The organism is Phenylobacterium sp., from assembly GCF_041919955.1.
Classification (GTDB): Bacteria; Pseudomonadota; Alphaproteobacteria; order Caulobacterales; family Caulobacteraceae; genus Phenylobacterium.
The window spans coordinates 25459-48629 of sequence record NZ_JAYRSU010000022.1 but is presented as its reverse complement, the minus strand read 5'-3'; the positions used below and the strand labels follow the sequence as shown (position 1 = coordinate 48629).

The 23171-nt window shown below is 69.2% G+C and carries 24 protein-coding genes; 14 read left to right on the top strand and 10 right to left on the bottom strand.

Features of this window, described 5'->3' with window-relative positions:
- The first annotated feature begins 31 nt into the window (after positions 1-31).
- From ACE3T2_RS17015 to ACE3T2_RS17005, 3 genes are all read left to right on the top strand, one after another.
- Positions 32-541, top strand: a complete 510-nt coding sequence (locus tag ACE3T2_RS17015) for a LacI family DNA-binding transcriptional regulator (protein ID WP_374659483.1) — start codon at positions 32-34, stop codon at positions 539-541.
- 98 nt (positions 542-639) lie between these two features.
- Positions 640-2760: a M13 family metallopeptidase gene (locus tag ACE3T2_RS17010; RefSeq protein WP_374659481.1), complete on the top strand. Its 2121-nt coding sequence runs from the start codon at positions 640-642 to the stop codon at positions 2758-2760.
- 56 nt (positions 2761-2816) lie between these two features.
- Positions 2817-3575: a TrmH family RNA methyltransferase gene (locus ACE3T2_RS17005; RefSeq protein ID WP_374659478.1), complete on the top strand. Its 759-nt coding sequence runs from the start codon at positions 2817-2819 to the stop codon at positions 3573-3575.
- On the opposite strand, the gene ACE3T2_RS17000 is transcribed toward ACE3T2_RS17005, so the two are convergent.
- The 5 genes from ACE3T2_RS17000 to ACE3T2_RS16980 form a co-directional block, all read right to left on the bottom strand.
- Positions 3576-3992 (bottom strand): helix-turn-helix domain-containing protein, encoded by a 417-nt coding sequence (locus tag ACE3T2_RS17000; RefSeq protein WP_374659476.1) that lies wholly within the window; start codon positions 3990-3992, stop codon positions 3576-3578.
- A gap of 168 nt (positions 3993-4160) precedes the next feature.
- A complete protein-coding gene (locus ACE3T2_RS16995) occupies positions 4161-4415 on the bottom strand; it encodes a hypothetical protein (protein ID WP_374659474.1) in 255 nt (84 codons plus the stop codon).
- Entirely contained in the window at positions 4412-4924 is a 513-nt protein-coding gene (locus ACE3T2_RS16990; RefSeq protein WP_374659472.1) for an isochorismatase family protein, read from the bottom strand. The genes ACE3T2_RS16995 and ACE3T2_RS16990 overlap by 4 nt, the downstream gene beginning before the upstream one ends.
- Entirely contained in the window at positions 4921-5553 is a 633-nt protein-coding gene (locus tag ACE3T2_RS16985; protein WP_374659470.1) for a GNAT family N-acetyltransferase, read from the bottom strand. Before ACE3T2_RS16985 ends, ACE3T2_RS16990 begins: the two co-directional genes overlap by 4 nt.
- The gene (locus tag ACE3T2_RS16980; RefSeq protein WP_374659468.1) at positions 5553-6110 is read right to left on the bottom strand and encodes a hypothetical protein; all 558 of its coding nucleotides are present in this window, start codon (positions 6108-6110) and stop codon (positions 5553-5555) included. The genes ACE3T2_RS16985 and ACE3T2_RS16980 overlap by 1 nt, the downstream gene beginning before the upstream one ends.
- Before the next feature lie 104 nt (positions 6111-6214).
- Between ACE3T2_RS16980 and ACE3T2_RS16975 the strand changes: the two genes are divergently transcribed.
- The 7 genes from ACE3T2_RS16975 to ACE3T2_RS16945 all read left to right on the top strand — a co-directional run bounded on the left by ACE3T2_RS16975 (position 6215) and on the right by ACE3T2_RS16945 (position 13814).
- Entirely contained in the window at positions 6215-7192 is a 978-nt protein-coding gene (locus ACE3T2_RS16975) for a LysR family transcriptional regulator (protein ID WP_374659466.1), read from the top strand.
- A 68-nt stretch (positions 7193-7260) separates the two neighbouring features.
- A complete protein-coding gene (locus tag ACE3T2_RS16970) occupies positions 7261-9678 on the top strand; it encodes an ATP-binding protein (protein WP_374659464.1) in 2418 nt (805 codons plus the stop codon).
- A gap of 68 nt (positions 9679-9746) precedes the next feature.
- The gene (locus ACE3T2_RS16965) at positions 9747-10175 is read left to right on the top strand and encodes a DUF5360 family protein (RefSeq protein ID WP_374659462.1); all 429 of its coding nucleotides are present in this window, start codon (positions 9747-9749) and stop codon (positions 10173-10175) included.
- Complete coding sequence (locus tag ACE3T2_RS16960) at positions 10175-10774, top strand: TetR-like C-terminal domain-containing protein (RefSeq protein ID WP_374659460.1); 600 nt, start codon at positions 10175-10177, stop codon at positions 10772-10774. Before ACE3T2_RS16965 ends, ACE3T2_RS16960 begins: the two co-directional genes overlap by 1 nt.
- A 79-nt stretch (positions 10775-10853) precedes the next feature.
- On the top strand, positions 10854-11885 hold the full coding sequence (locus ACE3T2_RS16955) for an NAD(P)/FAD-dependent oxidoreductase (RefSeq protein WP_374659458.1): 1032 nt from the start codon (positions 10854-10856) through the stop codon (positions 11883-11885).
- An 11-nt stretch (positions 11886-11896) separates the two neighbouring features.
- Positions 11897-13066 carry an acyl-CoA dehydrogenase family protein gene (locus tag ACE3T2_RS16950; protein ID WP_374659456.1) on the top strand — a complete coding sequence of 390 codons (1170 nt, stop codon included), beginning with the start codon at positions 11897-11899 and terminating at the stop codon, positions 13064-13066.
- Positions 13067-13184: 118 nt separating this feature from the next.
- Positions 13185-13814, top strand: a complete 630-nt coding sequence (locus tag ACE3T2_RS16945; RefSeq protein ID WP_374659454.1) for a PEPxxWA-CTERM sorting domain-containing protein — start codon at positions 13185-13187, stop codon at positions 13812-13814.
- A gap of 64 nt (positions 13815-13878) precedes the next feature.
- Here ACE3T2_RS16945 and ACE3T2_RS16940 read toward each other — a convergent pair whose 3' ends face one another.
- Positions 13879-14562, bottom strand: a complete 684-nt coding sequence (locus tag ACE3T2_RS16940; RefSeq protein WP_374659452.1) for an energy transducer TonB — start codon at positions 14560-14562, stop codon at positions 13879-13881.
- Positions 14563-14729: 167 nt separating this feature from the next.
- Between ACE3T2_RS16940 and ACE3T2_RS16935 the strand changes: the two genes are divergently transcribed.
- Both ACE3T2_RS16935 and ACE3T2_RS16930 read left to right on the top strand, forming a co-directional pair.
- On the top strand, positions 14730-15554 hold the full coding sequence (locus tag ACE3T2_RS16935) for a transglycosylase SLT domain-containing protein (protein ID WP_374659450.1): 825 nt from the start codon (positions 14730-14732) through the stop codon (positions 15552-15554).
- 96 nt (positions 15555-15650) lie between these two features.
- Positions 15651-16550, top strand: coding sequence for an alpha/beta hydrolase (locus ACE3T2_RS16930; RefSeq protein ID WP_374659557.1), 900 nt, complete (start codon positions 15651-15653; stop codon positions 16548-16550).
- A gap of 25 nt (positions 16551-16575) precedes the next feature.
- On the opposite strand, the gene ACE3T2_RS16925 is transcribed toward ACE3T2_RS16930, so the two are convergent.
- On the bottom strand, positions 16576-17772 hold the full coding sequence (locus ACE3T2_RS16925) for a CaiB/BaiF CoA transferase family protein (protein ID WP_374659448.1): 1197 nt from the start codon (positions 17770-17772) through the stop codon (positions 16576-16578).
- An 86-nt stretch (positions 17773-17858) separates the two neighbouring features.
- Positions 17859-19676 carry an ATP-binding protein gene (locus ACE3T2_RS16920; protein WP_374659446.1) on the bottom strand — a complete coding sequence of 606 codons (1818 nt, stop codon included), beginning with the start codon at positions 19674-19676 and terminating at the stop codon, positions 17859-17861.
- A 160-nt stretch (positions 19677-19836) separates the two neighbouring features.
- Between ACE3T2_RS16920 and ACE3T2_RS16915 the strand changes: the two genes are divergently transcribed.
- Entirely contained in the window at positions 19837-20982 is a 1146-nt protein-coding gene (locus tag ACE3T2_RS16915; protein ID WP_374659444.1) for a DUF2336 domain-containing protein, read from the top strand.
- Positions 20983-21030: 48 nt separating this feature from the next.
- Entirely contained in the window at positions 21031-21804 is a 774-nt protein-coding gene (locus ACE3T2_RS16910; RefSeq protein WP_374659442.1) for an NUDIX hydrolase, read from the top strand.
- Between the two features lie 5 nt (positions 21805-21809).
- Here ACE3T2_RS16910 and ACE3T2_RS16905 read toward each other — a convergent pair whose 3' ends face one another.
- Positions 21810-22280, bottom strand: coding sequence for an Hpt domain-containing protein (locus ACE3T2_RS16905; RefSeq protein WP_374659440.1), 471 nt, complete (start codon positions 22278-22280; stop codon positions 21810-21812).
- Between the two features lie 76 nt (positions 22281-22356).
- Complete coding sequence (locus ACE3T2_RS16900; protein ID WP_374659438.1) at positions 22357-23139, bottom strand: NAD kinase; 783 nt, start codon at positions 23137-23139, stop codon at positions 22357-22359.
- Between the last annotated feature and the right edge of the window lie 32 nt (positions 23140-23171).

Sequence of the window (23171 nt, the reverse complement as noted above, 5' to 3'; positions counted from 1 at the left end):
GCGGTAAGAGCATCGGAGGGACGAGGCGCAAGTGACGGGCGAACACGACAACAAGCTGGCGGGCGGCGGGCGACCGACGATCAGCGACGTCGCGCGCCTGGCCGGGGTGTCGAAGAAAACCGTCTCGCGGGTGGTCAACGACAGCCCCTTCGTGAGCGCTTCGACGCGCGCCGCGGTACAGGCGGTGATCGGCCGGACCGGCTATGTGCCCGATCCGCACGCGCGCGGCCTGGCGTTCGGGCGCTCGTCCCTGGTCGGCTTCGCCTATGAGCGGGGCGAGGCGGGGCGGGCCATGGCCTGCCAGGCGGGATTGCTGGAAGGGCTGGATGGCGGCGGCCTGGAAGTGCTGGTGCGGGCGGTTCCGGACTGGAGCGAAGGGACGCTGGCCGAGCTGGAGGTCTTCTTCCAGCGCCAGCGGTTGTTCGGCATGGTCCTGGCGGGCGGCGTCGCCCGGCCGGGCTGGATCGGCGTCGATGCGGCGGGCGACGGCTATGAGGGCGGTCGGCGCGCGGCGGCGGCCCTGCTGGCCCGGTCAAGATGACGTAAGTTTAATGCGCGCGGCCGTCCCCCGGCGCGCAGCAGGTGTATGAAGGATTCCAAACACCTAGGCGCGTCGGCGCCTATGCTGGGGAACGCTCTATGACCAATTGGAAGATCGCCTTGCTGGGCGCGTGCGCGCCGGTCCTGCTGTCGGCCTGCGCCACGGTCGCTCCGCCCGCGGCGGAAAGAGCCGCCGCGACGCCCGAAGCTGCGCCGACCCCGGCCAAGCCTGCGCCGAAGTACGGCGGCTTCGGCTTCGACACGGCAGGCATGGATCGCGCGGTCGCGCCCGGAGACAACTTCTACAGCTACGCCAACGGCGGCTGGATGAAGACCACCGAGATCCCGGCCGATCGCGGCAGCTACAGCACGTTCAACGTGCTGGGCGAGATGGCCACGGCGCGGACGCGGGCGATCGTCGAGGATCAGGCCAAGGCGAATGCGCCGGCCGGATCGGAGGCGCGCAAGATCGGCGACTACTACGCCAGCTTCATGGACGAGGCGGCGATCGAAGCGGCGGGCGCCACGCCGCTGGAGCCGGAATTGGCGAGGATCGCGGCGATCAAGACCCGCGCCGACCTTTCGCGTGAACTCGGCGCGACGCTGCGGGCCGATGTGGACGCGCTGAACGCGACCGACTACGCGACCGACCGCCTGTTCGGGCTGTGGGTCGCCGAGGACATGAACGACACGTCCAAGTACCGGCCTTATCTGATGCAGGGCGGGCTGGGGCTGCCGGACCGCGCCTACTACCTCGACCAGAGCGACCGCTTCAAAGACATCCGCGCCAAGTACGTCTCCCATATCGCCCGGATGCTGACCCTGGCCGGTCAGACCGACGGGGAAGCGAAGGCTGCGCGGATCCTGGCGCTGGAGACCGCCATCGCCAAGGCGCACTGGACGGTAGAGGCGACCGGCGACGTGGCCAAGGCCAACAACGTCTGGACCCGCGCCGATCTTTCCAGCAAGGCGCCGGGCATCGACTGGCCAGCCTGGCTGGCGGGCGCGGGTCTGTCGGACCAGGAGACCTTCGGCGCCTGGCAGCCCAGCGCGATCGCAGGGATCTCGAAGCTGGTGGCCGGACAGCCGGTCGCGGTCTGGAAGGACTATCTGGCCTTTCACGCCATCGAACGCGGCGCGCCCTATCTCTCCAAGGCGTTCGTCGACGAGCACTTCGCCTTCAACGGCGCCGTCCTGGCCGGCACGCCCCAGCAGCGCGAGCGCTGGAAGCGCGGCGTCGACAACACCAGCACGGCGCTGGGCGAGGCGGTCGGCAAGATCTACGTCGAGCGCTACTTCACGCCGGAGGCCAAGGCCCAGGTGCAGGAGATGGTGAAGAACATCCTCGCCGCCTTCGACAAGCGCATCGACAGGCTGGACTGGATGACGCCCGAGACGAAGGCCAAGGCGAAGGCCAAGCTGGCGGTGTTCCGAGTCGGGGTCGGCTATCCCGACAAGTGGCGAGACTATTCGGGTCTGACAATCACGGCCGGCGACGCCTACGGCAACTGGGACCGCAGCGAGCTGTTCGAGTATCGCCGCAACATAGCCAAGCTGAAGGGACCGGTGGACCACGACGAGTGGTGGATGACGCCGCAGACCGTCAACGCCCTGAACCTGCCGATGCAGAACATGATCGTGTTCCCAGCCGCGATCCTGGAGCCGACCTTCTTCGATCCCAATGCGGATCCGGCGGTGAACTATGGCGCCATCGGGGGGGTGATCGGCCACGAGGTCGGGCATGGTTTCGACGACACCGGCGCGCTGTTCGACGTGAAGGGCGACCTGAAGAACTGGTGGACCGACGCCGACATGGCCCAGTTCAAAGCCCGCGGCAAAGCCCTGGCCGACCAGTACAGCGCCTATGAGCCGCTGCCGGGGCTGCACCTCAACGGCGAGCAGGTGCTGGGCGAGAACATCGCCGATCTGGCCGGGCTGGCGGTGGCTTACGACGCCTATCGCATGTCGCTGGACGGCAAGGAGCCGCCGATGCTGGACGGGTTCACAGCCGACCAGCGGTTCTATTTCGGCTGGGCGCAGAACTACCGGGCCAAGTTCCGCGAAGCTTCCCTGCGCCGCAACGTGCTGTCGGGGGTGCATTCGCCGGGCGAGTATCGAGCGCTGACCGTGCGCAACCAGGATCCCTGGTATCCGGCGTTCGACGTCAAGCCCGGCCAGGAGCTGTACCTGGCCCCCGATCAGCGGGTGAAGATCTGGTAGGCAAGATCATCTTTATCGAGGCCGCGGACGATCCGCGGACGGCGGCCTATCGGGACGTGCGCGAGCGCGACCTGATCGGCCGTCAGGGCCTGTTCGTGGCCGAAGGCGAGGTGGTGCTGCGGGTGCTGTCGCGCTCGCGGCTCTGCGCGCCGGTGTCGCTGCTGGTCGCGGAGAAGCGGTTGACGGCGCTGGCCGACGTGATCGAGGCGCTGCCTGACGGAACGCCGGTCTATGCGGCCGGGCAGGGGGCGATGGACGCCATCGTCGGCTTTCCGATCCACCGTGGCCTGCTGGGGCTGGGGCGACGGCTAACCGACCTGTCGGCCTCGCAACTGCTGGGCGCCCTGCCGGCGGAGGCCCTGGTGCTTGTGCTGAGCGGCATCGCCAACCACGACAACATGGGCGGGATCTTCCGCAACGCCGCGGCGTTCGGGGCCGACGCGGTCATCCTCGATTCCGGCTGCTGCGATCCGCTCTATCGCAAGGCGATCCGGGTCTCTGTGGGGGCGGCGCTGATCACGCCTTTCGCACGCTTGGCGCTGGGCGAGGATCTGCCCGGGCTGCTGGCCCAGCACGGCTTCGAAGCGCTGGCGCTGAGCCCGCGCGGCGGCCAGACCCTGGCGCAGACCGATCGGGCGGCGCGGACGGCGGTGATGTTGGGGGCGGAGGGCCCTGGGCTGTCGCAAGACCTGCTGGCGCGGTCGCGCACGGTCAGCATTCCGATGGCAGGGGCGTTCGACTCCCTCAATGTCGCGGCGACGTCGGGGATCGTGCTGCACCACCTCGCTTTCATGGCGAGGCGGCGCAGCGTGTAGTCAGCGCGCGCGGCGGATCGCGGCGGAGCCTTCTTCGGACTCGTCGATAAGCGAGCGGGTCAGGTTCAGGATGGCGGTGCGCATCGACGGTTGCTGGACGCTGGCGAAGGCCTCGAGGAGCTGTACGGCGCCCGGCACGGCGAGCTTTTCGAACAGGCTTTCGTCGGTCAGCGGGGTAGCGGTTTCACCGACCAGTTCGCCGACGGTCGTGTCGAGCTTCTGGGCGATGCGCACCAGCATGGAAGCCGAAACGCGGTTGGCGCCGCGCTCGTATTTCTGGACTTGCTGGAAGCTGACGCCGAGATGATCGGCTAGGGTCGACTGCGAGATGCCGAGCCACTTGCGACGCACGCGGATACGATGACCGACGGCGACGTCGATGGGGTCCGGGCCTTGGTCTTCAGAATGCTCGTTCACTGAAAACGTCCTCAATCACGGCGCGCTACGACAGCGCTTTCAACTATCTGGCATGGTCGTAACACGTGCCGCCACACCTATATCGTGAAGTGGACGTTGTGCCGCAACAGAAAGTTAATTTTCGCCCTTAGCGTGATTCTCAATCGTAGAATCTCGTCTCCCGCGCGTTCAGGCGTCGGACGGTCGGCCACTGAGAATGGCGGCGATTTGGTCGAGGACGGCGAGCGCAGTCTCCTCGCCGTGGGTGTCGCAGATCTCGCCGGCGCGCTGGATGATCTGGGACAGGGCTGCGCGGTCGCGGGGGCCGAGCAGGCCGGCCATGTAGAGCAGTTGGCGGGTGTCGGCGTCCATCGGCTTGGACGGGTCCGGCGGCGCCGGAACGAGGCGACGCTCGGCCGCGGTGGAGAGCTTGATCACGGTCATGGCGTGTTGGCCGCCTCGACGAGGGCGGCTTCCTCCTGGAGCAAATCGTCGGAATCGATCAGCCGGCAGTGCGGCGCGAGGGATGCGTAGGTCGGGGCCAAGCGGTCGCCGGCGTCGGCGGCGACGGCGTCCACCAGGATCTCGACCGGCAGGTTTCGGTCGGCGGCGGCGATGGCGGTGGCCAGCACCGTGTCGCGCAGGGAGAAGCCGACAAGGGCCAGCGGCCCGCCAAGCGCCTGGGCGGTCTGGGCGAAGGCCTGGTTCGAAAACGCGGACGGGCCGGAGCGCACATAGACCGGCTCGCTCGCCAGCGGTTCGAGACCGAGGATCGGACGTGCAGTCTCGGGGCTAGCCTCGCGGCGATGGACGTGAAGGACCGGCCAGCGGCGGGCGCGGGCCTGGGCCAGGACGAACTGGCAGGCGGCGACGGCGCCGTCGCCCGCGGCGTCGGCCAGGCGTCCGCGCTGGAGGTCCAGACAGACCAGGGCGGCAGGCGGAGGAACCCTCAACGCGAGGCCTCGCCGAGGTTGGTCGCGGCCCGCGCGGTGGAGCGGTCGAGGACGCCGGCCTCGTCCCAGGCGCCTTCCGGGCGCAACAGGACCATGGGGTCGCTGTCGAGCGTCAGGGCGTCCGGCGGCGGCGAGCCGTCGACGACCATCTCGACATAGTCGTGGTCGGAGAAGACGAAGTTCTCGCGGCCCGGACGGATATGGGCGTTGAAGTACTGCTCCCAGAAGGGGATCAGCCGGACCTGGCCGTAGCCGAGGATCTGGCGGTAGTTCTTCTTCTCGGCCAGCCGCTTGGCGGCCAGGATCAGCATCAGGGTGGCGCGCCCGCCGCGGTGCTCGCGCCGCACGGCCACGCGCTCGACCTTGGCGAAGTCGGCGAACCAGCGGATGCGCAGCGTTCCGATCGGCTCGCCCTCGCGGCGCAGGACCAGGTGCGTGGAGCCGGCGAAGTCGTTGCCGTCGTATTCCTCGTCGTAAGGACAGGCCTGCTCGCCGAGATAGACCAGGGTGCGGACGGCCATGGCCTGCATGATGTCGTGAACGGTGCGGCAGACGACGATCTCGAGCGCGCCCTCGTCGACCTCGCCGGCCGGACGGGCTTCCAGCGGCATGCGGACGGTGGCGTTCATCAGGCCGCGCTCCTCTGGGCGGTCCAGGGCGTGGCGACGACGAGGCCGCCCGGGCCGGGCACGGGAACCGCGCCGATCCGCTTGAGCAGGGCGCGTTCGCCGCCAGGCGTGGCGGCGCGGCCGTAGAGCGGGATGGTCGGGAAGATTTCGCGGTGCAGCGCGACCGCGCCGGCCAGGACAGTGGCGCGACCGCGCCAGTTCGCCCCGGCCATGCCCCAGCCGTAGAAGGCGATGACCGGATCGCCTGGGGCGGCGACGAACTGGCCGGGGGGATCGACGCCGTCGAGGACGCCCGCGGCCAGGCTCGGTCCGGCGGCGGGCGTCAATGGGATGACGGCGATCACCCCGGCCAGCTCCCCCCCTTGGTCCCGGAAGACGAACGACGAGGCCGCCGTATGTCTCTGGACCCGAATGAGGGTGGCGACGGTGGCGATGTCGGGACTGACGGTCCGCGCCGCGAGGGCGCGGCCCAGGGCGATCTCCTCGTCGGTGGCGAGGGTGAGGCCGAGCCTGCCCAGTTCTTGATTACAGCGTTCGGCGAAATCGCGAATGATCATCGTCTCGACGCCTTCTTGTGCGAAGATGAGATTTGGTAGAGCGTCAGTTCTTCGATGTGCAGCCTCGAAGTTCGTATGGGGGCACCACGGCCTTAAGGTGCCGAATGGACAATGGTGACGGCGGGCACGCCGACTGGGACGACATCAAAACCTTCGTCGCCGCAGCTCAGACCGGGAGCTTCGGGGCCGCGGCCCGCCGGTTGCGCACCACACAACCTACGGTCACGCGACGAATAGAGGACCTTGAACTTCGCCTCGGCGGGCGGCTGTTCGATCGTGGCCTGCGTGGGGTTACGCTGACCCGCGCAGGGGAGCTGGTCTACGACCGGGCGTTGACCATGCAGCGGGCGTCGCTCGATATCGAGCGGTTGTCTCTCGATAACGAGACACCTCATGAGGGTGAAGTGACCATCGCCGCCCCGGAAGGGATCGGCGGCTATGTCATCGGGCCGGAGGTCGCCGAGTTCGTGCGCGAGAACCCCGGGATCAGGCTGGGTCTGGACTGCGGATTCTATCCCGAGAACCCGGTGGACGCGCACGTCGACCTTTCGGTGCAACTCACGGACGCAGGCGGCGCGCCGGAACTGGCCGCTACCCCTTTGGCCAGCCTGCATTACGCGCTGTTCGCTTCTAAGGACTATCTGCAAACGTATGGGGCGCCCACGCGGATCGAGGCGGCGGTGGGCCACAGGTTCATCTATCACTCCGCCCAGGTCGCAAAACGCGGTCAATGGGGCGCAAAAACCTCGGCCTTCATTGAACTTTCGGCCCCGTCGATGATCGTGAACTCGTCGACGCTGATGCTGCACGCCATTCAGCAAGGCGCGGGAATCGGGGCGATCCCGACGGCGATCGCGCCGCTGGCGCCGGACCTGGTGATGCTGGACATTCCGCCGCTGGCCACCTCGACCCTGTGGCTGTGCCACCATCGCGATGCGGTGAAGGCCGGGCGCGTGGCCAAGGTCGCCGAGTGGCTGGCCTCGATCTTCGACGCGCGCGAGCGGCCCTGGTTCAGGCCCGAGTTCATCCATCCGCGGGAATTCGCCGGCTGGTCCTGGCCGGCGGCGACGGCGCGCGCCTGACCGGTTCAATGCGGCCTTAACCCTGAGGCGCCCACAATTCCGCCGGTCATAAGGGCGGAGCAGGGCGGATGGTTAGCGGAGCGGACGAGCGGCGTCCGTTCGGTCTGGAGATTTCCCAGGCCGTTTGCGACCGCGCCACGCGGCTGGCGAAGGCCCTGTTCGGGGCGCTGGACGCCCAGGTCATCCTGATGCGCGACGGCGAGGTGTGGCGCAGCCGCGAAGTCGAACTGGAAGTCCGCAAGATCCGCGACCCCGGCGCCGAGACCGTGCTGAAGTGCGGCGAGCTTCTTTGGGTCGAGGATGCGCGGCTCGACGCCAGGTTCGCCGACCTGAAGGTCGTGACGGGGCCCCCGCATCTGAGGTTCTACGTCGGCGCGCCGATCCGGCTGGGGGACGGCACGACGCCGGGCGTGCTGGCGGTGGGCGGATGCGAGCCGCTGGCCTTCGACGCCAAGCTGGCCGCGCGCCTGGACGATCTGGCGCAGTTCGTGGCCGACGACTGGGAACGGGCCCAGGCCCGGCGCGCCCGGGAAGAAAGCCGCCGGGAGCGCGACGCGGTGCGGGCAACCCTGGCGGCGATGATCGAGGCGATGCCGGTCGCGGTGGTGCTGACCGACCGCGACCTGCAGGTCCTGCGCGCCAGCCCGCGTTGGGTGACGACGCTGGAGCTGGACGGCCAGGAGATCGAGGGCCGCTCGGTCTATGATCTGGCGCCGCGGGAGTTCTCGCCCTGGCGCGAAACCTACGAGCGGGTGCTGGCCGGCGAGTGCATCAAGGCCGAGCGCTTTCCGATCCCGCAGGACGACGGCTCGGTGCGCTGGTATCGCGCCGAACTCGCGCCTTGGCGCACGGCGGACGGCGCTGTGGGCGGGATGATCCTGGCCAGCCATGAGATCACCGACATGGTCGAGGCGCTGGAGGCGACCGAGCGCTCGGAAGAGCGGTTGAAGCTGGCGATGGAGATCGCCGACGTCCACGTCTTCGAGATGGATTATGTGCGCCGCGAACTGATCAAGGTCGGCGCCGAGGACACCTTCTTCACCGAGCCGAAGACCTTCGAGGAACTGGAAGGCGACCTGTTCCGCACCATCGATCCGCGCGACCGCCCGGCGGTGGAGGCGTCCTGGGAGGCCTATCTGGCGGGCGTGGAAGGGCCGAAGCCGGAGTATCGCGTCGTGCGCGGCGACGACCGCGAGGTCTGGGCGATGGGCGCCACCCGGTTGTTCACGGACGCCAAAGGACGGCCGCTCCGCCTGGTCGGAGCGCTGCAGAACATCACCGAGCGAAAGGCCGCCGAGAAGGCGCTGGTGCAGGCCAAGGAGGAGGCCGAGGCGGCCAACCGGGCCAAGTCCGCCTTCCTGGCCACCATGAGCCACGAAATCCGTACGCCGCTGAACGGGGTGCTGGGCATGGCCCAGGCGATGGGAGCTGACGCCGCCCTGGCCGGTCAGCAGCGAGAGCGGCTGGACGTCATCCGGCAGTCGGGCGAGACCCTGCTGGCGATCCTCAACGACGTGCTGGACCTGTCGAAGATCGAAGCCGGCAAGCTGGAACTGGAAGAAGCCGAGTTCGACATCGAGGCGCTGGCGCGCGGCGCCCATGCGGCCTTCGCGGCGATCGCCAAGGCGAAGGGGCTGGACTTTTCCTTGGCCATCGATCCGGCCGCGCGTGGCGTCTATCGCGGAGATTCCACGCGGATCCGGCAGATCCTCTACAACCTGCTCTCCAACGCCCTGAAGTTCACCGAACGGGGCGCGGTGCGGGTGGAGGCCGCCCGGCGCGACGGGGCGCTGCGGCTGGCGGTGAGTGACACCGGGATCGGCATTCCGGCGGACCGGCAGGCAGCGCTGTTCTCGAAGTTCGAGCAGGCCGACGCCTCCACGACGCGGCGGTTCGGCGGCACGGGGCTGGGTCTGGCCATCTGCCGCGAACTGACGGGGATGATGGGCGGAACGGTCGAGGTCGCCAGCACGCCGGGCGAGGGAGCGACCTTCGTGGTGACGCTGCCGCTGGAGCGGGTTGCGAGTCCCCGGGCGCCGGCCGCGGCGGTCCATCCGAGGGACGGCCTGGCGCAGGCGGAAGCGCCTGTCACGCTGCGGGTGCTGGCCGCGGAGGACAACCCTGTCAATCAGCTGGTGCTGCGGACCCTGCTCGAGCAGGTTGGGGTTGCGCCGGTGATCGTCGGCGACGGGGCTGAGGCGCTGGAGGCCTGGGCGCGCGAGCCTTGGGACCTGGTGCTGATGGACGTGCAGATGCCGCGAATGGACGGGCCGACGGCGGCCCGGATGATCCGCGCCTGCGAGGCGGCCGAGGGAAGGCCGCGCACGCCCATCGTCGCCCTGACCGCCAACGCCATGGCTCATCAGGTCGCCGAATACGCCGAGGCCGGCATGGACGATTTCCTGCCCAAGCCGCTGGAGATCGCGCGCCTGTTCGAGGTGCTCGAGCGGGCGCTGGACACGGCGGCGAGCGCGCGCGCCGCCTGATTTCGGGCGCCGATGCTATCGACAAGCGACGACAAGCTGGTGAACATCGTTCACCTGGGAGGAGCGCCATGACTCGCAGCCTATCGGCGGCCCTGACGATCACCGATCTCGCGTTCCTGGCCTATTGGCTTGTGGCCGGGGCAAGCGTGGCGGGCCTCATCGCCCTGCCGCCATCGCTGATGTACGCGGGGTACGACGAGCCGCGGGTAGCGGCCTGGAACTGGTCCTTCCTCCCCATCGACCTGGCCTTTTCACTGACGGGCCTGGCGGCGGTGCGCGCGGCGCGTCGGGGCGACCGGCTGTGGAAGCCCCTGGCGCTGATCTCGCTGATCCTGACGATGGTGGCCGGTCTGATGGCGGTGGCCTACTGGACGCTGCTCGGCGAGTTCGACCCGGCCTGGTTCCTGCCGAATCTCGCGCTGGTGATCTGGCCGACGGTCTTCCTGCCGCGGCTGGTCTGCGACCTCGGGGCCGGCGGGCGCGAGGGGGTAGTCTGATGCCGTGGGTGCAGGGCGGGGCGCCGCGCCGGCGACCTTATCATGTAGGCAATCTGCGCATCCAACTGCTTGAGGAGGCGCGCGCCCTGTTGGAGAGCGGGGGGCGCAGCGAGCTGAACCTACGGGCTTTGGCGGCGCGAGCCGGGATCGCGGCGGGCTCGGTCTATCACCACTACGCCTCCAAGGCGGCGCTGCTGGCCGGACTGGCGGCCAACGGCTTCCGCGAACTGGAGGAGAGCCTGCGCGAGGCGGCCGAGCAAGCCTCGACCGAGACGCCGATCCGTACCACGGCCCTGGCTTATTTCGCCTTCGCCCGAGCGCAACCTGCACTCTACGAACTGATGTTCGACGCGACGCTGATGACCGACCCTGAGGTGGCGGGGGCTCGCGACAGCGCCTTCGCCATGCTGGAGGAACTGATCGGCAAGGCGCCAAGCCAGCAGGGCGTCGACCCGGACCTGATCCACAAGGTGGCGCTGGCGGTCTGGGCCTGCGGCCATGGGGCGGCCTCGCTCACCCTCGCCGATGGCGCGGCCGAGGACTCGACGCTGATGGAGGACGTGATCCAGGGGCTGGAGGTTCTGTTCCGGCGCCAATGAGTCCGCCTCCCCGCGCCGGGAGACGGAACCGGCGCCGCAGGCCCCTTGATTTTGAGGCCGAAGCCCTTTCGTTAGGGCTATGACCAAAGGCGCGAAGATCACCGTGGCCGGGGCCGGCGCGCTCGGCCTGACCACCGCGCTGGCTCTGGCGGACGCCGGGGCGCAGGTCACCGTCTATGATCCGGCCGGACCGGGCGACAACGCCTCGGGCGTGGCGGCCGGCATGCTGGCGCCGGTCTTCGAGGCGGTGCTGGACGCCGCGGCCGCGCCGCACTTCGACCTGCTGCTGGCGGCCCGGGACCTGTGGCCGGCCTTGGAGGCGCGTATCGGCGTCGTCGTCGACCGGTCCGGCGCGGTGGCGACGGGCGATCCCGCCTATCTGTCGGGCGTGGACGGGCGGCTGCACGGTCTGGGTCTGCATCCGGCCGAGCTGGAGCGTCGGGCGCTGGACGGCCTGGCGCCGGGCCTCGCGCCGGAGTGGGGCCGCGGCCTGCTGGTGCGCGAGGACTGGCGGATCGAAGCCGGGCCGACCCTTGCGGCCCTGCGGAGGGCCGCCGAGGCGGCTGGCGTCGAGTTCCGGTCGGCGGCGGCCACCGGCTTCGAGGGCGGCGAGCGACTGGTGATCGCCACCGGCGGCGGGCGCGACCTTGCGGTGGTGGCGCCGGAGCTGTCGCAGCTGTCGCCGATCAAGGGACACATCCTGCGCACCCGCGACGTCGACTATCGCGGCGTGGTGGTGCGCGGGCCAGGCGCCTACGTCACCGGCGCGCCGGGCGGGCTGACGGTCGGGGCAACCATGCAGGCCGGGGTCGAGGATCGGGCCGTGGAGCCCGAGCAGGTCGCGCCGCTGCAGGCGGCGGGCGCGCGGTTGTTCCCGCAGCTTGCCGAGGCCCGGTTTGCAGCGGAGACGGGGGTGCGGGCCGCCACGCCGGACGGCTTGCCGCTGGTCGGGCGCGGACGCCACCACGGCGTGCTGCTGGCTGCAGGCGCGCGGCGCAACGGTTGGCTGCTGGCGCCGCTGGTGGCCAGGCTGATCGTCGCTTGCGTGACGGAGGGGGAGGCCGGCCCCTATGCCGAGCGACTGAGTCCGGCGCGGTTCGACGCCAATTAGCGAGGAATGCGATGAGCGGCTTCTGGCTGAACGACGAACAGGAAGCCATCGTCGAGAGCGTTTCGCGGCTCTGCGCCCAGTTCGATGCGGACTACTGGCGGAAAACCGACGAGACTGGTGACTTCCCAGAGGAATTCGTCGCGGCCATGGCGGCGGGCGGCTGGCTGGGCACGGCCATGCCGACCGAGCTCGGCGGGGCGGGGCTGGGCCTGACCGAGGCGGCGCTGGTCATGCAGGCCGTGACGCAGTCGGGGGCGGGCTTTTCGGGGGCCAGCGCCATGCACCTGAACATCTTCGGGCCGATGCCTATCGTCAGGTATGGCAGCGAGGAACTCAGGAACCGGGCGATACCGCGCCTGATGTCCGGCGAGGACAAGATCTGCATCGGCATCACCGAGCCGGACTCCGGCCTCGACACCACAAGCCTGACCACCCGGGCGGTGCGGACGAACGACGGCTATGTGATCTCGGGCCGCAAGGTGTGGACCACCATGGCTCAGCGAGCCAACAAGATGCTGATTATCGCGCGCACCACGCCGAAGGATCAGGTCCGCAAGGCCACTGAAGGCCTCAGCCTCTTCTATACCGACTTCGACCGCTCGAAGATCAGCGCGACAGTGATCCCGAAGATGGGCCGCAAGGCCGTCGAATCCAACAGCGTCTTCATCGACAACCTGGAGGTCCCGGCCGGAGACCTGATCGGGGAAGAGGGGCGGGGATTCTACTATCTGCTCGACGGCCTGAATCCCGAGCGGGTGCTGTTCGCAGCCGAGGCCGTGGGGCTGGGGCGCGCAGCCCTGGCGCGGGCGGCGACCTACGCCAAGGAGCGGATCGTGTTCGGCCGCCCGATCGGCCAGAACCAGGGCGTGGCCCACCCGCTCGCGAAGTCCTGGGCCGAGTTGGAGGCGGCGAACCTGATGGCGTTCAAGGCCGCCGCGCTGTTCGACGCCGGGCGGGAGTGCGGGGCAGAGGCCAACGCGGCCAAATACCTGGGCGGGGAAGCCGGCTTCCATGCCTGCGAGGCGGCGGTCCTGGCCCATGGCGGCATGGGCTACGCCAAGGAGTTCCACGTCGAGCGCTATTTCCGCGAGGCGATGATCGCACGCATCGCCCCGATCAGCCGCGAGATGGTCATGAACTACCTAGCAGAACGTGTGCTGGGCCTGCCCAAGAGCTACTGATCTGCACCCTTGAGATGAAAAGGTGAATTGTCGTTAACAATTCGTGGAACGGCGTTCGTCGAGGAGTATCCTGTAGCCGAACCGCATCCATGCGGCGCTGGCTGTTCAGGAGATTCCAATGAAAGCTCTTGTCACGCTTACCGGCGCACTTTGCGCTGCAGCCTTGGCGACGTCGGCGCAGGCCGCCGTGTCTGTCGGGGGCTACAACTTCGACAACAACGCCTTCGCCGACAGCCTGCTGGGCTCGTCCGGCTCGTATACGGTTGTCGGCGGCTCGCTAGCCTCGGTGCTGACCGACACTGATCCGGGCACGTACGCCTTCTCGTTCAGTCCGGGCGCCTATGTGGACCTGGGTTTCACCGACAATGTGGTCGTCAATGGCGCGGGCAACGACCTGGTGCTGTTCGAGCTGGGGGTCCCGGACTCGTTCACAGTCACCATCAACGGCGTGACCCACACCTATCCGACCAGCGGCACCGGCTTCAATGCAGGCGGGTTTTCGCTGAACGCCGTGGCTCTCGACCTTGACGCTTTCGGCCTCGGCGCGGGCGCTACGATCAATTCGCTGCGGCTGGCCTTCGTCGCCAGCGGGACGGTCGCCTCGACGTCACTGGTCGGCGCGCTCAACAGCCGCGGCTTCGGCGGCGTGCCTGAGCCAGCGACATGGGCGATGATGATCACGGGCTTCGGCCTGGTGGGCGGCGTCCTTCGCAGCCGTCGCCGGTCGAGCCTGGCCGTGCCGGCCTGAGCGCTGAGCACGACGGAAATGGGCCCGGCGCCTTCCGCGCCGGGCTCTCTTTCTTGTCCGTCCGTCAGCCGAGGTTGAAGCGGATCGGGATCTGCACCGTCCCCCCCTCGACCGGCTGGCCGTCCCGCGTCATCGGGCTCATCCGGAAGAACGGGGCGAGCTTCAGGGCGGCGCGGCCGAAGCCTTCGTCCGCCGGCGTTTCACGCGCCACCGAGCAACTGCTGAGCAGGCCGGCCGCGCTGACCTGGCAGACGATGGTCGCCGCCCCGTCGATCCCGCGGCGCTGGGCCGAGTCCGGGTAGAAGCGGGCGAACTCGCCGGCGCCCGGGCGCTTGAGCCAGTTGGGCGAGACGATGACCGGGGCGGGCGTCGGCGGGGACGGCGGCGCAATCGCGGTCGGTGGAACCAGCGGCGGCTGCGCAGGCGAGGGCGGTATCGGTATCGGGGTCGGCGCCGGAATGCTCGTGTCGGGCGGGACGGGGACCCGCGGGGTGACGGCCGCTGGCCTGGCCTTGGGCGGCGTGACCGGCGGGTCGACGATTTGCGGCGTGACGATCCAGACCTTCGGGATCGGCGGTTCGGCGATCTGGGAGGCGTCGGGCGGGGTCCAGGTCTTCACGGCGAGATAAGCGGCGAGCCCGCCGTGGATCAGCACCGAGAGCGTGATCGCCGCGGTGACGGCCGGCGAACGCCGGGCGCGCGGCGCGGCGTGCCCGGCGGCGAGCGGCAGGAATTGACGGATGACCATGGCGACCTCCCTTTGTTTCTTTCGTCGCTGAAACAAAGGGTCGCGCCGCGATCGTGGCTGGAGCTTGACCTTGGGGAAGCGCAACCATGGCGGGCCGGTGACCATCCTGCGTCGGTCGGGGGAACATGGTTAGCGGCGCGTTAACCATAAGCGGCGACACCTGACCCATGTCGATCCAGGGAATCAGGGGAGCTGTGGAAGCCGCGATTCAGCGCGCTTCCAACGCCACCGGCGTCGACTTCACGTTCCTGATGCGCACGGCGCATCGCGAGAGCGGCTACAATCCCAAGGCCAAGGCGGCCTCGTCGTCCGCCGCCGGACTCTTCCAGTTCGTCGAGCAGACCTGGCTTTCGACCCTGAAGCAACATGGCGCGAAGTATGGCTACGCCCGCTATGCGGAGCTGATCACCAGGGGGGCGGACGGGCGTTATCGCGTGGCGGGCGCCGAGGCGCGCAAGGCGGTGATGGACCTGCGGATGGATCCCCACGCCGCCTCCCTGATGGCCGGGGAGCTGACCTCGGACCATGCCTCCTATTTGCGGGGGCGGGTGGGCCGCACCCCGACGGCAGGCGAGCTCTATGCGGCCCACTTCCTGGGCCCTCAAGGGTCGGCCCGGTTGATCGAGGCGGTCCGCAGCCAGCCAGGCGCCAGCGCCGCAGGGCTGTTCCCTGAGGCGGCGAGCGCCAACCGTTCGATCTTCTATCGTGACGGCCGGCCCGCGACGGTCTCGGAAGTCTACGCCAACCTGACCCGGACTGGCGGGTTGGGCGGCGCCGCGCCGGCCGCACGCCCCGTCGAGGAGCCCGGGTTCATCCAGTACGCCTCGGCCCGCCAGCAGGCGCTGCAGGCCAGTCAGGACGCGGTGGTCGACCTGATCCTGCGCGGCAGCAAGGCGGACGACGACGCCAGCTCCAGCCTGCGGGCGACCGGATCGCTGTTCACCAGCGAGATGCTGCGGGTCCTGTCCGAGGCCCGCGACAAGGCGAGCTAGGCGCCCCGCAAGTCAAAGTGATCGGCCGCCGATGGCGCTGCGGCTCGAATCCCGCGCGTGGAGGGGCAAGGTTCGAGGAGACGTCGTGTGCGTTTGATGATCGCCGCCGGATTGGGTGTGTTGCTGGGCGGGCTGGGGACGGCGGCGGCGCTGCAGGCGGCGCGGGGCCAGGCGCCCGAACGCGCCGCGCCGGTCGAGCGGCCTTTCGAGGTCGAGCGCAGCGCAGTCCACGCCATCGCATCGAAGACGCTGGGGCGGACCTACGACATCTATGTGAAGCTCCCGGCGTCCTACGATCTGTCGGAGAGCGCGCAACGCCGCTACCCGGTGATCTATCTGACCGATGGCCCCTACACGTTCCAAGTGACATCGGGCGTGACCCGCGTGCCTTACAACCAGAAGCGCCTGGAGGAAGCGATCCTGGTCGGGGTGTCGTATGCGGAGGGGACGGATCCGGCGGTCAACCGGCGGGAGGACCTGACCCCGTGGCCGCATCCGAAGTATCCGGGGACCAGCGGCGGGGCGGCCCGCTACCTCCAGTTCCTGAAGACCGAGGCCATGCCTCTGGTCGAGGAGCGCTACCGTGTCGATCCGGCGCGTCGGGTGCTGGCCGGACAGTCCTATGGCGGACTGTTCGGGGCCTGGGTGGCGTTGAACGAGCCGACCCTTTTCGACGCCTACATCCTGACCAGTCCGTCTCTGTGGTACGCCAAGCGCGAGCTGTTCCGCGCCGAGGCCGAGTACGCCAGAACGCACAAGGCGCTGCCGGCGAAGATCTATTTCACGGTCGGCGGGCTGGAGCGGCCACAATATGGCGCCGAGGTGGACATGGTCGGCGACCAGCAGGCCTTCGTAGAGCAGTTGCGCTCCCGCAACTATCGCGGCCTGGAGCTGCGGGGCGACGTCATCGAGGGCACGCATCACGAGACCACCTTTCCGGTCGGTCTGATCCACGGCCTTCAGCGGCTGTTCCTGAGGCAGCCGCCGAGAGCATGATCGGCTTCGCCAAGCGCGTGCGGAGCTAGGCCGCGGCGCCGTCGGCGACAAGAGCCTCGATCTCCTGCGGCGAATATCCGGCCTCGGCCAGCACCTGGCGGGTATGTTCGCCGAGCTGCGGTGCAGCCGGGCGGCGGCCGGACTCTATGCCGGGGAAGAGCGCCGGAGCGGCGGGAGAGCGGTAGGCGCCGCCCTTGCCGTCGTCGATCTCGACGAAGGCGCCGGCCGCCGCAGCCTGGGGATCGGCGGCGACCTCGGCGGGCGACTGCACAGGCGCCCAGACCTGGTCGGCGGCGTCGAGGCGGCGGGCGATCTCGTCGAAGTCCAGAGCGTTGAAGGCGAGATCAAGTTCGGCCACTAGTTCGGCGCTGTGGATGCGTCGCACGCGGCCCGTTGCGAAGCGTTCGTCCTTGGGGAGGTCGGGGCGCTCGAAGATCTCGCACAGCACCTGCCAGTCGTTGCTGGCGCCGCGCGGGTTGAGCACGAACCAGCGACCGTCGCGGCTGCGGTAGAAGTTGGCCAGCGGGTCGAACGGCGCGGTGCGCGGGCGGTTCGAGGCGAGCTTGCCGAAAGCGAGCTGGACGGCCAGGTCGGAGCCGACCGAGTAGATGCCTGTCGCCAGCAGCGAGGTCTGGACGACGCGGCCGTGGCCGGTGCGTTCGCGCTCGTAGAGCGCGGCGAGGATCGCCGAGACCGTGGCCAGCGAGGTGGTGTGGTCGCCGACGCCGGTGCGTAGGATGAACGGGTCCGATCCCTTCGGCGCGTGCATGTGGGCGACGCCCGCGCGCGACCAGAAGGCGGTGACGTCGAAGCCCGGCTTGGCCGCATCGGGGCCTTCCAGGCCATAGCCGGTGACCATGGCGTAGACCAGGCGGGGATTGGCCGCGCGCAGCGTCGCTTCGTCGAGACCGGCGCGCTTGAGGGCCGCGGGGCGGACATTGGTCAGGAAGACGTCGGCCTGGGCGGCCAGCCGGGCGAGGGCGTCGCGCCCCTGCGGCTTGGAGATGTCGAGCACGATCGCCCGCTTGCCGCGATTGTCGAGACCGAAGGTCGGATTGCCGGAAATTTCGCCCTTGGCGTCGCCGAAGACGTACCGCATGGGGTCGCCCTCGGGCCGCTCGACCTTGATCACCTCCGCGCCCCAGTCGGCCAGGACGCCGGCCGCGCCGGGGGCGGCGATGTAGGAGGCGAACTCGACGACCTTCAGTCCCTGCAGCAACATCCGCCGTTCCTCCCGCGATTATGATTGCGGGCATCTTGGCGAGAGGTCGGCAACGCCTCAAGGGCGCCGGGGCGTCAGGCGCCGCATCACGCGAAGGCGCGCAGGGGGCGGTCGTCCTCGCGCTCGGCGGCGACAGCCTCGGCGATGGCCCGGGCCACGGCGTTCACGCTGACAGGCTTGCGAAGTACTGCGTCCGCGCCGGAGTCGACGCATTCCTGGGCTTCGTCGGCGTCGCCGCCGATCACGGCGACGATCGGCACCACGGCGCTTTCGCCGTCCAGCTTGCGGATCGCGGCGATGGCGGCCGGGCCGTCGAGGTTGGGCATGCGGCCGTCGATCATCAGCAGATCGAACTCACAGACCCGCGCCAAGTCGACGGCGCGGCGGCCGTCGACGGCGTGGACCACCTGGTGGCCGAGCTGTTCGATCACGGCGCGCAGCATGGCCGCGTTGAGGGCGTCGTCTTCGGCGATGAGCACCCGGAGCTGGCGCAGCGGCTCGGCCGCCGCAGTCACCAGCGTCGGCGCGTCGGCGACCGCTTCGGCCGAGCGTTCGGGCAGGGCCATGTCGTCAAAGGGAAGCTCCAGCCGGAAGCACGAGCCGACGCCGACGGCGCTGTGGGCCGACAGCTCTCCACCCATCAGCCGGGCCAAGCGGCGCGAGAGGGACAGGCCCAGGCCGGCGCCGGAAGTGCCGGCGCTGGTCCGCGCGATGCGGTTGAAGGGTTCGAAGGCCTGTTCCAGCTCTTCCCGGGCGAGGCCCGGGCCGGTGTCGGCGATCTCGATGGCCAGGAGGCCCGCGGCGGTGAGCTCGACCCGCGCCTCGACCCGGCCGCGCACCGTGAACTTAAGAGCGTTGCCCAGCAGGTTGGCGAGGATCTGGCGTACGCGATGGGCGTCGGCGACGGTCGCGCCACGGTCGAGCGCGGTCAGGTCCGGGCTGACGTGCAGCGAGAGCTCCAGCCCCTTCGTCGCCGCGTTGGGGCGGTTGAGGATCACCAGGTCGCGGATCAGGGCGACGGCGTCGAACGGATCGCGGTCGACCTCCAGACGGCCGGCCTCGGCGGTTTCGGAGTCGAGCGTGGTGTTAAGCACGGCCAGCAGGTCGTTGGCTGCGTCCAGTGCGGCTTGCAGTTGCTCGCGCGAAGGCGCGGCGCGGCCGTTGCGGCCGGCGGCCGCGGCGAGCACGTGGGCGACGCCGGTCAGGCCGTTGCGGATTTCGTGGCTGAGCGTGGCCAGCAGGTCGGACTTCGACTGGGCCAGGCGCTGGGCCTGGTCCATCTGGCCGGCGCGCTCGGCGATGAGGTGTTCGCGCTCGGCGGCGAGGGCGAACTGACGGCGCAGGAGGCGATTGACGATCAGGGCCAGGGCCAGGGCCAGCGCGATCGCGCCCCAGGCCACATTGGCCAGGGGCCGGTCGTCCGGGGAGCGGTAGAGGAAGAAGAGCGGGCCGGCGGCGGTGGCGGAGCCGACGATCAGCAGGCTGGGGAGCCAGGGGGAGGTGAAGAAGATCACCAGCACCGCCGCGGCGACGGACATCACCAGAAGGGGCCCGCGGCCGGGGCCGGCTCCGTCGGCGAAGGCGGCGATCTGGGCGATGGCCGCCGACCAGATCAGGCCTGAGAGGATGTGCAGCCAGGCCCGCCGTTGAAGGTTGACGACTACGTCCGGGCGCTTCAGCCAGTTCACCACGACGTAGAACAGGCCCCAGGCGGCGGCGAAGATCGCGAAGGTGCCGGTCATCCAGACCGCGTTCGCGGCCATGGATCCCGTCCAGACGTAGAAGGGCAAGCTGACTGCGAAGGCGGCCAGGGCGTAGGGCAGCAACGAGGTCTGGGTGTCGAGGGCCTGCTGAGTGACCGCCCGCCCGGCCAGGGCGTCGGTTTTGTCGATCTCGAGCAGCATGGACCCATCCCTTGGCGGCAAGCGTCAACCCTACCGAGGCAGGGTTGGCGACAGGTTACGGCGCAGCGTAAATCCCCCGATCCGCGCGCAACCGTTCATTAAGCTTAACTATCGATTATCCATTGGCGGGGCCTTCGGTCCCGACCTAGGGGCAAGGGACATGGCGACGACGCGGGCGGCGCTGACGGACGACGATATCCGCACGCTGGTCAGGGGCGCGACGCCCGACGAGCGGGCTGCGGCCGCGCAGAAGATTTGCCGCACGCTCGACGGAGCCAAGCTCAGCGACGAGGACCGCGAGCGGGCGCACGAGATCCTGCGGGTCATGGTCCACGATGTCGCCGAGCGGGTCCGCGAGGCGCTGTCCGTCACCTTGAAGAATTCGCCGCTCGTGCCGCGCGACGTCGCCCTGCGCCTGGCGCGGGACGTCGAGAGCGTCTGCCTGCCGATCCTGAGCGCCTCGCCAGCCTTTACCGACGCGGACCTGGTCGAGATCGTGCGGACGGGCGGTGCGGTGCGCCAGGTGGTGATCGCCAAGCGGCCGCGGGTTTCCGAACAGGTGTCGCACGCCATCGTCGAGCAGGGCTCGGAGCGGGCCGTCGAAGCGCTGTGCGCCAACGACAACGCCGACGTCGCCGAACAGACCCTGCAGATCGTGGTCCAGCGCTTCGACGCCTCGGAACGGGTGCTGGCCGCGTTGGCCTATCGCAAGGCGCTGCCGTTATCGGTCACTGAGAAGCTGGTGACGCTGGTCAGCGACACTGTGCGCGACCATCTGCTGAACCATCACCAGATCTCGGCCGAATTGGCGCTGGAGATCGCCACCGCAGCGGCCGAGCGGGCCACGGTCGACCTGGTCGATGAAGCCGGCCGCACGCCGGACGTAAAGGGCTTCGTCAGCCACCTGCACCGCAACCAGCGTCTGACCCCCTCGCTGCTGCTGCGCGCCCTGGCGCACGGCCACATGACCTTCCTGGAGTGGGGGCTGGCGGAACTGGCCAGCGTGCCGCACCACCGGACCTGGTTGATGATCCACGACGCCGGACCGCTGGGGCTGAAGGCGATCTACGATCGGGCTGGGTTGCCGGCGCGGCTGTACGCAGCGTTCCGGGCCGGAGTGGACACCTATCACTCGATGGAGTTCGATGGCGGCGCGCGCGACCGCGAGCGGTTTCAGGAGCGGATGCTGCAGCGGTTCCTGACCCAGACGGTGGTCGCAGGCCGCGACGACGTCGACTACCTGCTCGACAAGATGGACCGACTTTCCAGCGAAGCGCGGCAGGCGCATAGCGCCGCGCGGGCCTGACCCGACGTCACACTTGCGCGAGCTGGCGCCGGCTCCCAAGCTGGCGCCATGAGCGCCTCTGACATCAAGCCCGCCGCCACCATACTGCTGCTGCGCGACGACCCCGCCTTCGAGGTGCTGATGGTCAAGCGGCATCACCAGATCGACTTCGCCTCGGGCGCGCTGGTGTTTCCGGGCGGCAAGAGCCACGCCGGCGACCATGATCCGGCCTGGGAAGACCGCGCCATCGGGTGGTCGCGCTTCGACGCCGAGCAGCGGGTGCTGCGCATCGCGGCGATCCGTGAGGCGTTCGAGGAGGCCGGCATCCTGCTGGGGCGGGGCGCGGACGGTTCCCCGATCTCGGGCGAGAGCGCCAGCCTGGACGTGCGTCTGAAGGTCGATGCCGGCGAACTGGCCTTCCTCGACGTGGTTCGCGAGCTGGGGGTGATGATCGACCTGGAGGCCCTGACGGTTTTCGCGCGGTGGATCACCCCGCCGCTGACGCCCAAGCGTTTCGACACCTGGTTCTATGCGGCGACCGCGCCGGACGATCAACTGGCGGCGTGCGACGGGCGGGAAACGGTGGACGCCGAGTGGATCGCGCCGGCCGAGGCGTTGCGGATGGCGGAGGCGGGCGAGCGGAAGGTGATCTTCCCGACCCGCATGAACCTGCAACTGCTGGCCGAGGCGAGCGGGGCGGATGACTGCGTGACGCGGGCGCAGGCGCGCCGGCTGGTCACGGTCGAGCCGCAGATACAGGATCGTGAGCGCGGCAAGGTGCTGGTCCTGCCGCCGGACGCCGGCTACGGCGTCGTGGAGGAACCGCTGGAGCGGGTGATGTAGCGGCCTCAGGCCGCTGCGGCGACCTTGCGTTCAAGTTCTTCGATCAAGATACGCCCGACCGGATGGTCGTCGGTCTTGATGTCGTCGCGGACGGCGGCCTTGATCGCGTCGATATGGGCGTCGACCAACGGCAGCGAGACCGACAGACGCTTTTCCTTGTCATCGATCAGCCGGCACAGGGAAGCGCCGATGCGCGTGATCAGCGGGAACTCGTAGGTCGCGCCCAGGCCCTTGAGGTCGTGAGCGCGCAGGTAGAGAGTCTCCATGGTTTCGGCGGTCACGCCTTCGTCGCGCACGCGCTGGCGCGCGGCGTCGAGTTTGACGACTTCGTCGGAAAGCCACTGGGCGAAGTTGCCGGACAGGCTCTTCAGCGCCGCCTCGGCCTTGGCGATGGCCGCGGGATCGATAGCGCCGAACCGACCGCCGACCTTCAGACGAAGATTGGGGGGCTGGATGACCGGATTCTGCTGGCTCACAACGCGCCTCCTAGGACTGCCCGGAAACCTTAAAAGCCATGCGTTAACAACGGATGATGCTTAGAACCAGCTGTAATCAAACGGAAAATTGTTCCGCGAGAACTCTTTCCTCAAGGCTGCGGCCCGCGTCGAAAAGCATGTGAAGGGCCACGTCGCGGTTTTCGGCGATCTGCACCTCGATCACGTCGCGGACTTCGAAGTTGTCGGCCACGGCGCTGACCGGCCGCTTGTCGGCCTCCAGGATTTCAAAGGTGACCTTGGCTGTGTGGGCCAGCAGCGCTCCGCGCCAGCGGCGGGGCCGGAAGGCGCTGATCGGCGTCAGGGCCAGCACCTTGGCGTCGAGGGGGATGATCGGGCCGTGGGCCGAGAGGTTGTAGGCGGTCGAGCCGGCCGGGGTGGCGACAAGCGCGCCGTCGCAGGAGAGCTCGCCCAGCCGAACCTTGCCATCGATGGAAATGCGCAACTTGGCGGTCTGGCGCGTCTGACGCAGCAGCGAGACCTCGTTGATCGCCAAGGCGCTGTGCTGGACGCCTGCCGCGTCCATCGCCTTCATGGACAGCGGATGGATGACCGCCCGCTCGGCGGCATTGATCCGGTCCAGCAGGGCCTCTTCGCTGTACTCGTTCATCAGGAAGCCGACCGAGCCGCGGTTCATGCCGTAGATCGGCCGGCCGCTCTTCAGGTTCTCGTGCAGGGTTTCCAGCATGAAGCCGTCGCCACCGAGGGCCACGATCACCTGGGCGTCCTCGTCGGAGGCCTGGCCGTAGCGCGCGATCAGGGCCTCCTTGGCCTCTTGCGCCTCGGGGCGGTCGCTGGCCGCGAAGGCCAGGCGGGTCACGAATGGCTCAGGCTTGAACATTCCCCGCAGAAGTCAGGGAAACGGGCGATCCG

Coding starts and splice junctions, on each gene's coding strand:
- ACE3T2_RS17010 (WP_374659481.1), top strand. CDS start 640: ATGACCAATTGGAAGATCGCCTTGCTGGGCGCGTGCGCGCCGGTCCTG.
- ACE3T2_RS16995 (WP_374659474.1), bottom strand. CDS start 4,415: ATGACCGTGATCAAGCTCTCCACCGCGGCCGAGCGTCGCCTCGTTCCG.
- ACE3T2_RS16985 (WP_374659470.1), bottom strand. CDS start 5,553: ATGAACGCCACCGTCCGCATGCCGCTGGAAGCCCGTCCGGCCGGCGAG.
- ACE3T2_RS16980 (WP_374659468.1), bottom strand. CDS start 6,110: ATGATCATTCGCGATTTCGCCGAACGCTGTAATCAAGAACTGGGCAGG.
- ACE3T2_RS16975 (WP_374659466.1), top strand. CDS start 6,215: ATGGACAATGGTGACGGCGGGCACGCCGACTGGGACGACATCAAAACC.
- ACE3T2_RS16970 (WP_374659464.1), top strand. CDS start 7,261: ATGGTTAGCGGAGCGGACGAGCGGCGTCCGTTCGGTCTGGAGATTTCC.
- ACE3T2_RS16965 (WP_374659462.1), top strand. CDS start 9,747: ATGACTCGCAGCCTATCGGCGGCCCTGACGATCACCGATCTCGCGTTC.
- ACE3T2_RS16960 (WP_374659460.1), top strand. CDS start 10,175: ATGCCGTGGGTGCAGGGCGGGGCGCCGCGCCGGCGACCTTATCATGTA.
- ACE3T2_RS16955 (WP_374659458.1), top strand. CDS start 10,854: ATGACCAAAGGCGCGAAGATCACCGTGGCCGGGGCCGGCGCGCTCGGC.
- ACE3T2_RS16950 (WP_374659456.1), top strand. CDS start 11,897: ATGAGCGGCTTCTGGCTGAACGACGAACAGGAAGCCATCGTCGAGAGC.
- ACE3T2_RS16945 (WP_374659454.1), top strand. CDS start 13,185: ATGAAAGCTCTTGTCACGCTTACCGGCGCACTTTGCGCTGCAGCCTTG.
- ACE3T2_RS16940 (WP_374659452.1), bottom strand. CDS start 14,562: ATGGTCATCCGTCAATTCCTGCCGCTCGCCGCCGGGCACGCCGCGCCG.
- ACE3T2_RS16935 (WP_374659450.1), top strand. CDS start 14,730: ATGTCGATCCAGGGAATCAGGGGAGCTGTGGAAGCCGCGATTCAGCGC.
- ACE3T2_RS16930 (WP_374659557.1), top strand. CDS start 15,651: ATGATCGCCGCCGGATTGGGTGTGTTGCTGGGCGGGCTGGGGACGGCG.
- ACE3T2_RS16925 (WP_374659448.1), bottom strand. CDS start 17,772: ATGTTGCTGCAGGGACTGAAGGTCGTCGAGTTCGCCTCCTACATCGCC.
- ACE3T2_RS16920 (WP_374659446.1), bottom strand. CDS start 19,676: ATGCTGCTCGAGATCGACAAAACCGACGCCCTGGCCGGGCGGGCGGTC.
- ACE3T2_RS16915 (WP_374659444.1), top strand. CDS start 19,837: ATGGCGACGACGCGGGCGGCGCTGACGGACGACGATATCCGCACGCTG.
- ACE3T2_RS16910 (WP_374659442.1), top strand. CDS start 21,031: ATGAGCGCCTCTGACATCAAGCCCGCCGCCACCATACTGCTGCTGCGC.
- ACE3T2_RS16900 (WP_374659438.1), bottom strand. CDS start 23,139: ATGTTCAAGCCTGAGCCATTCGTGACCCGCCTGGCCTTCGCGGCCAGC.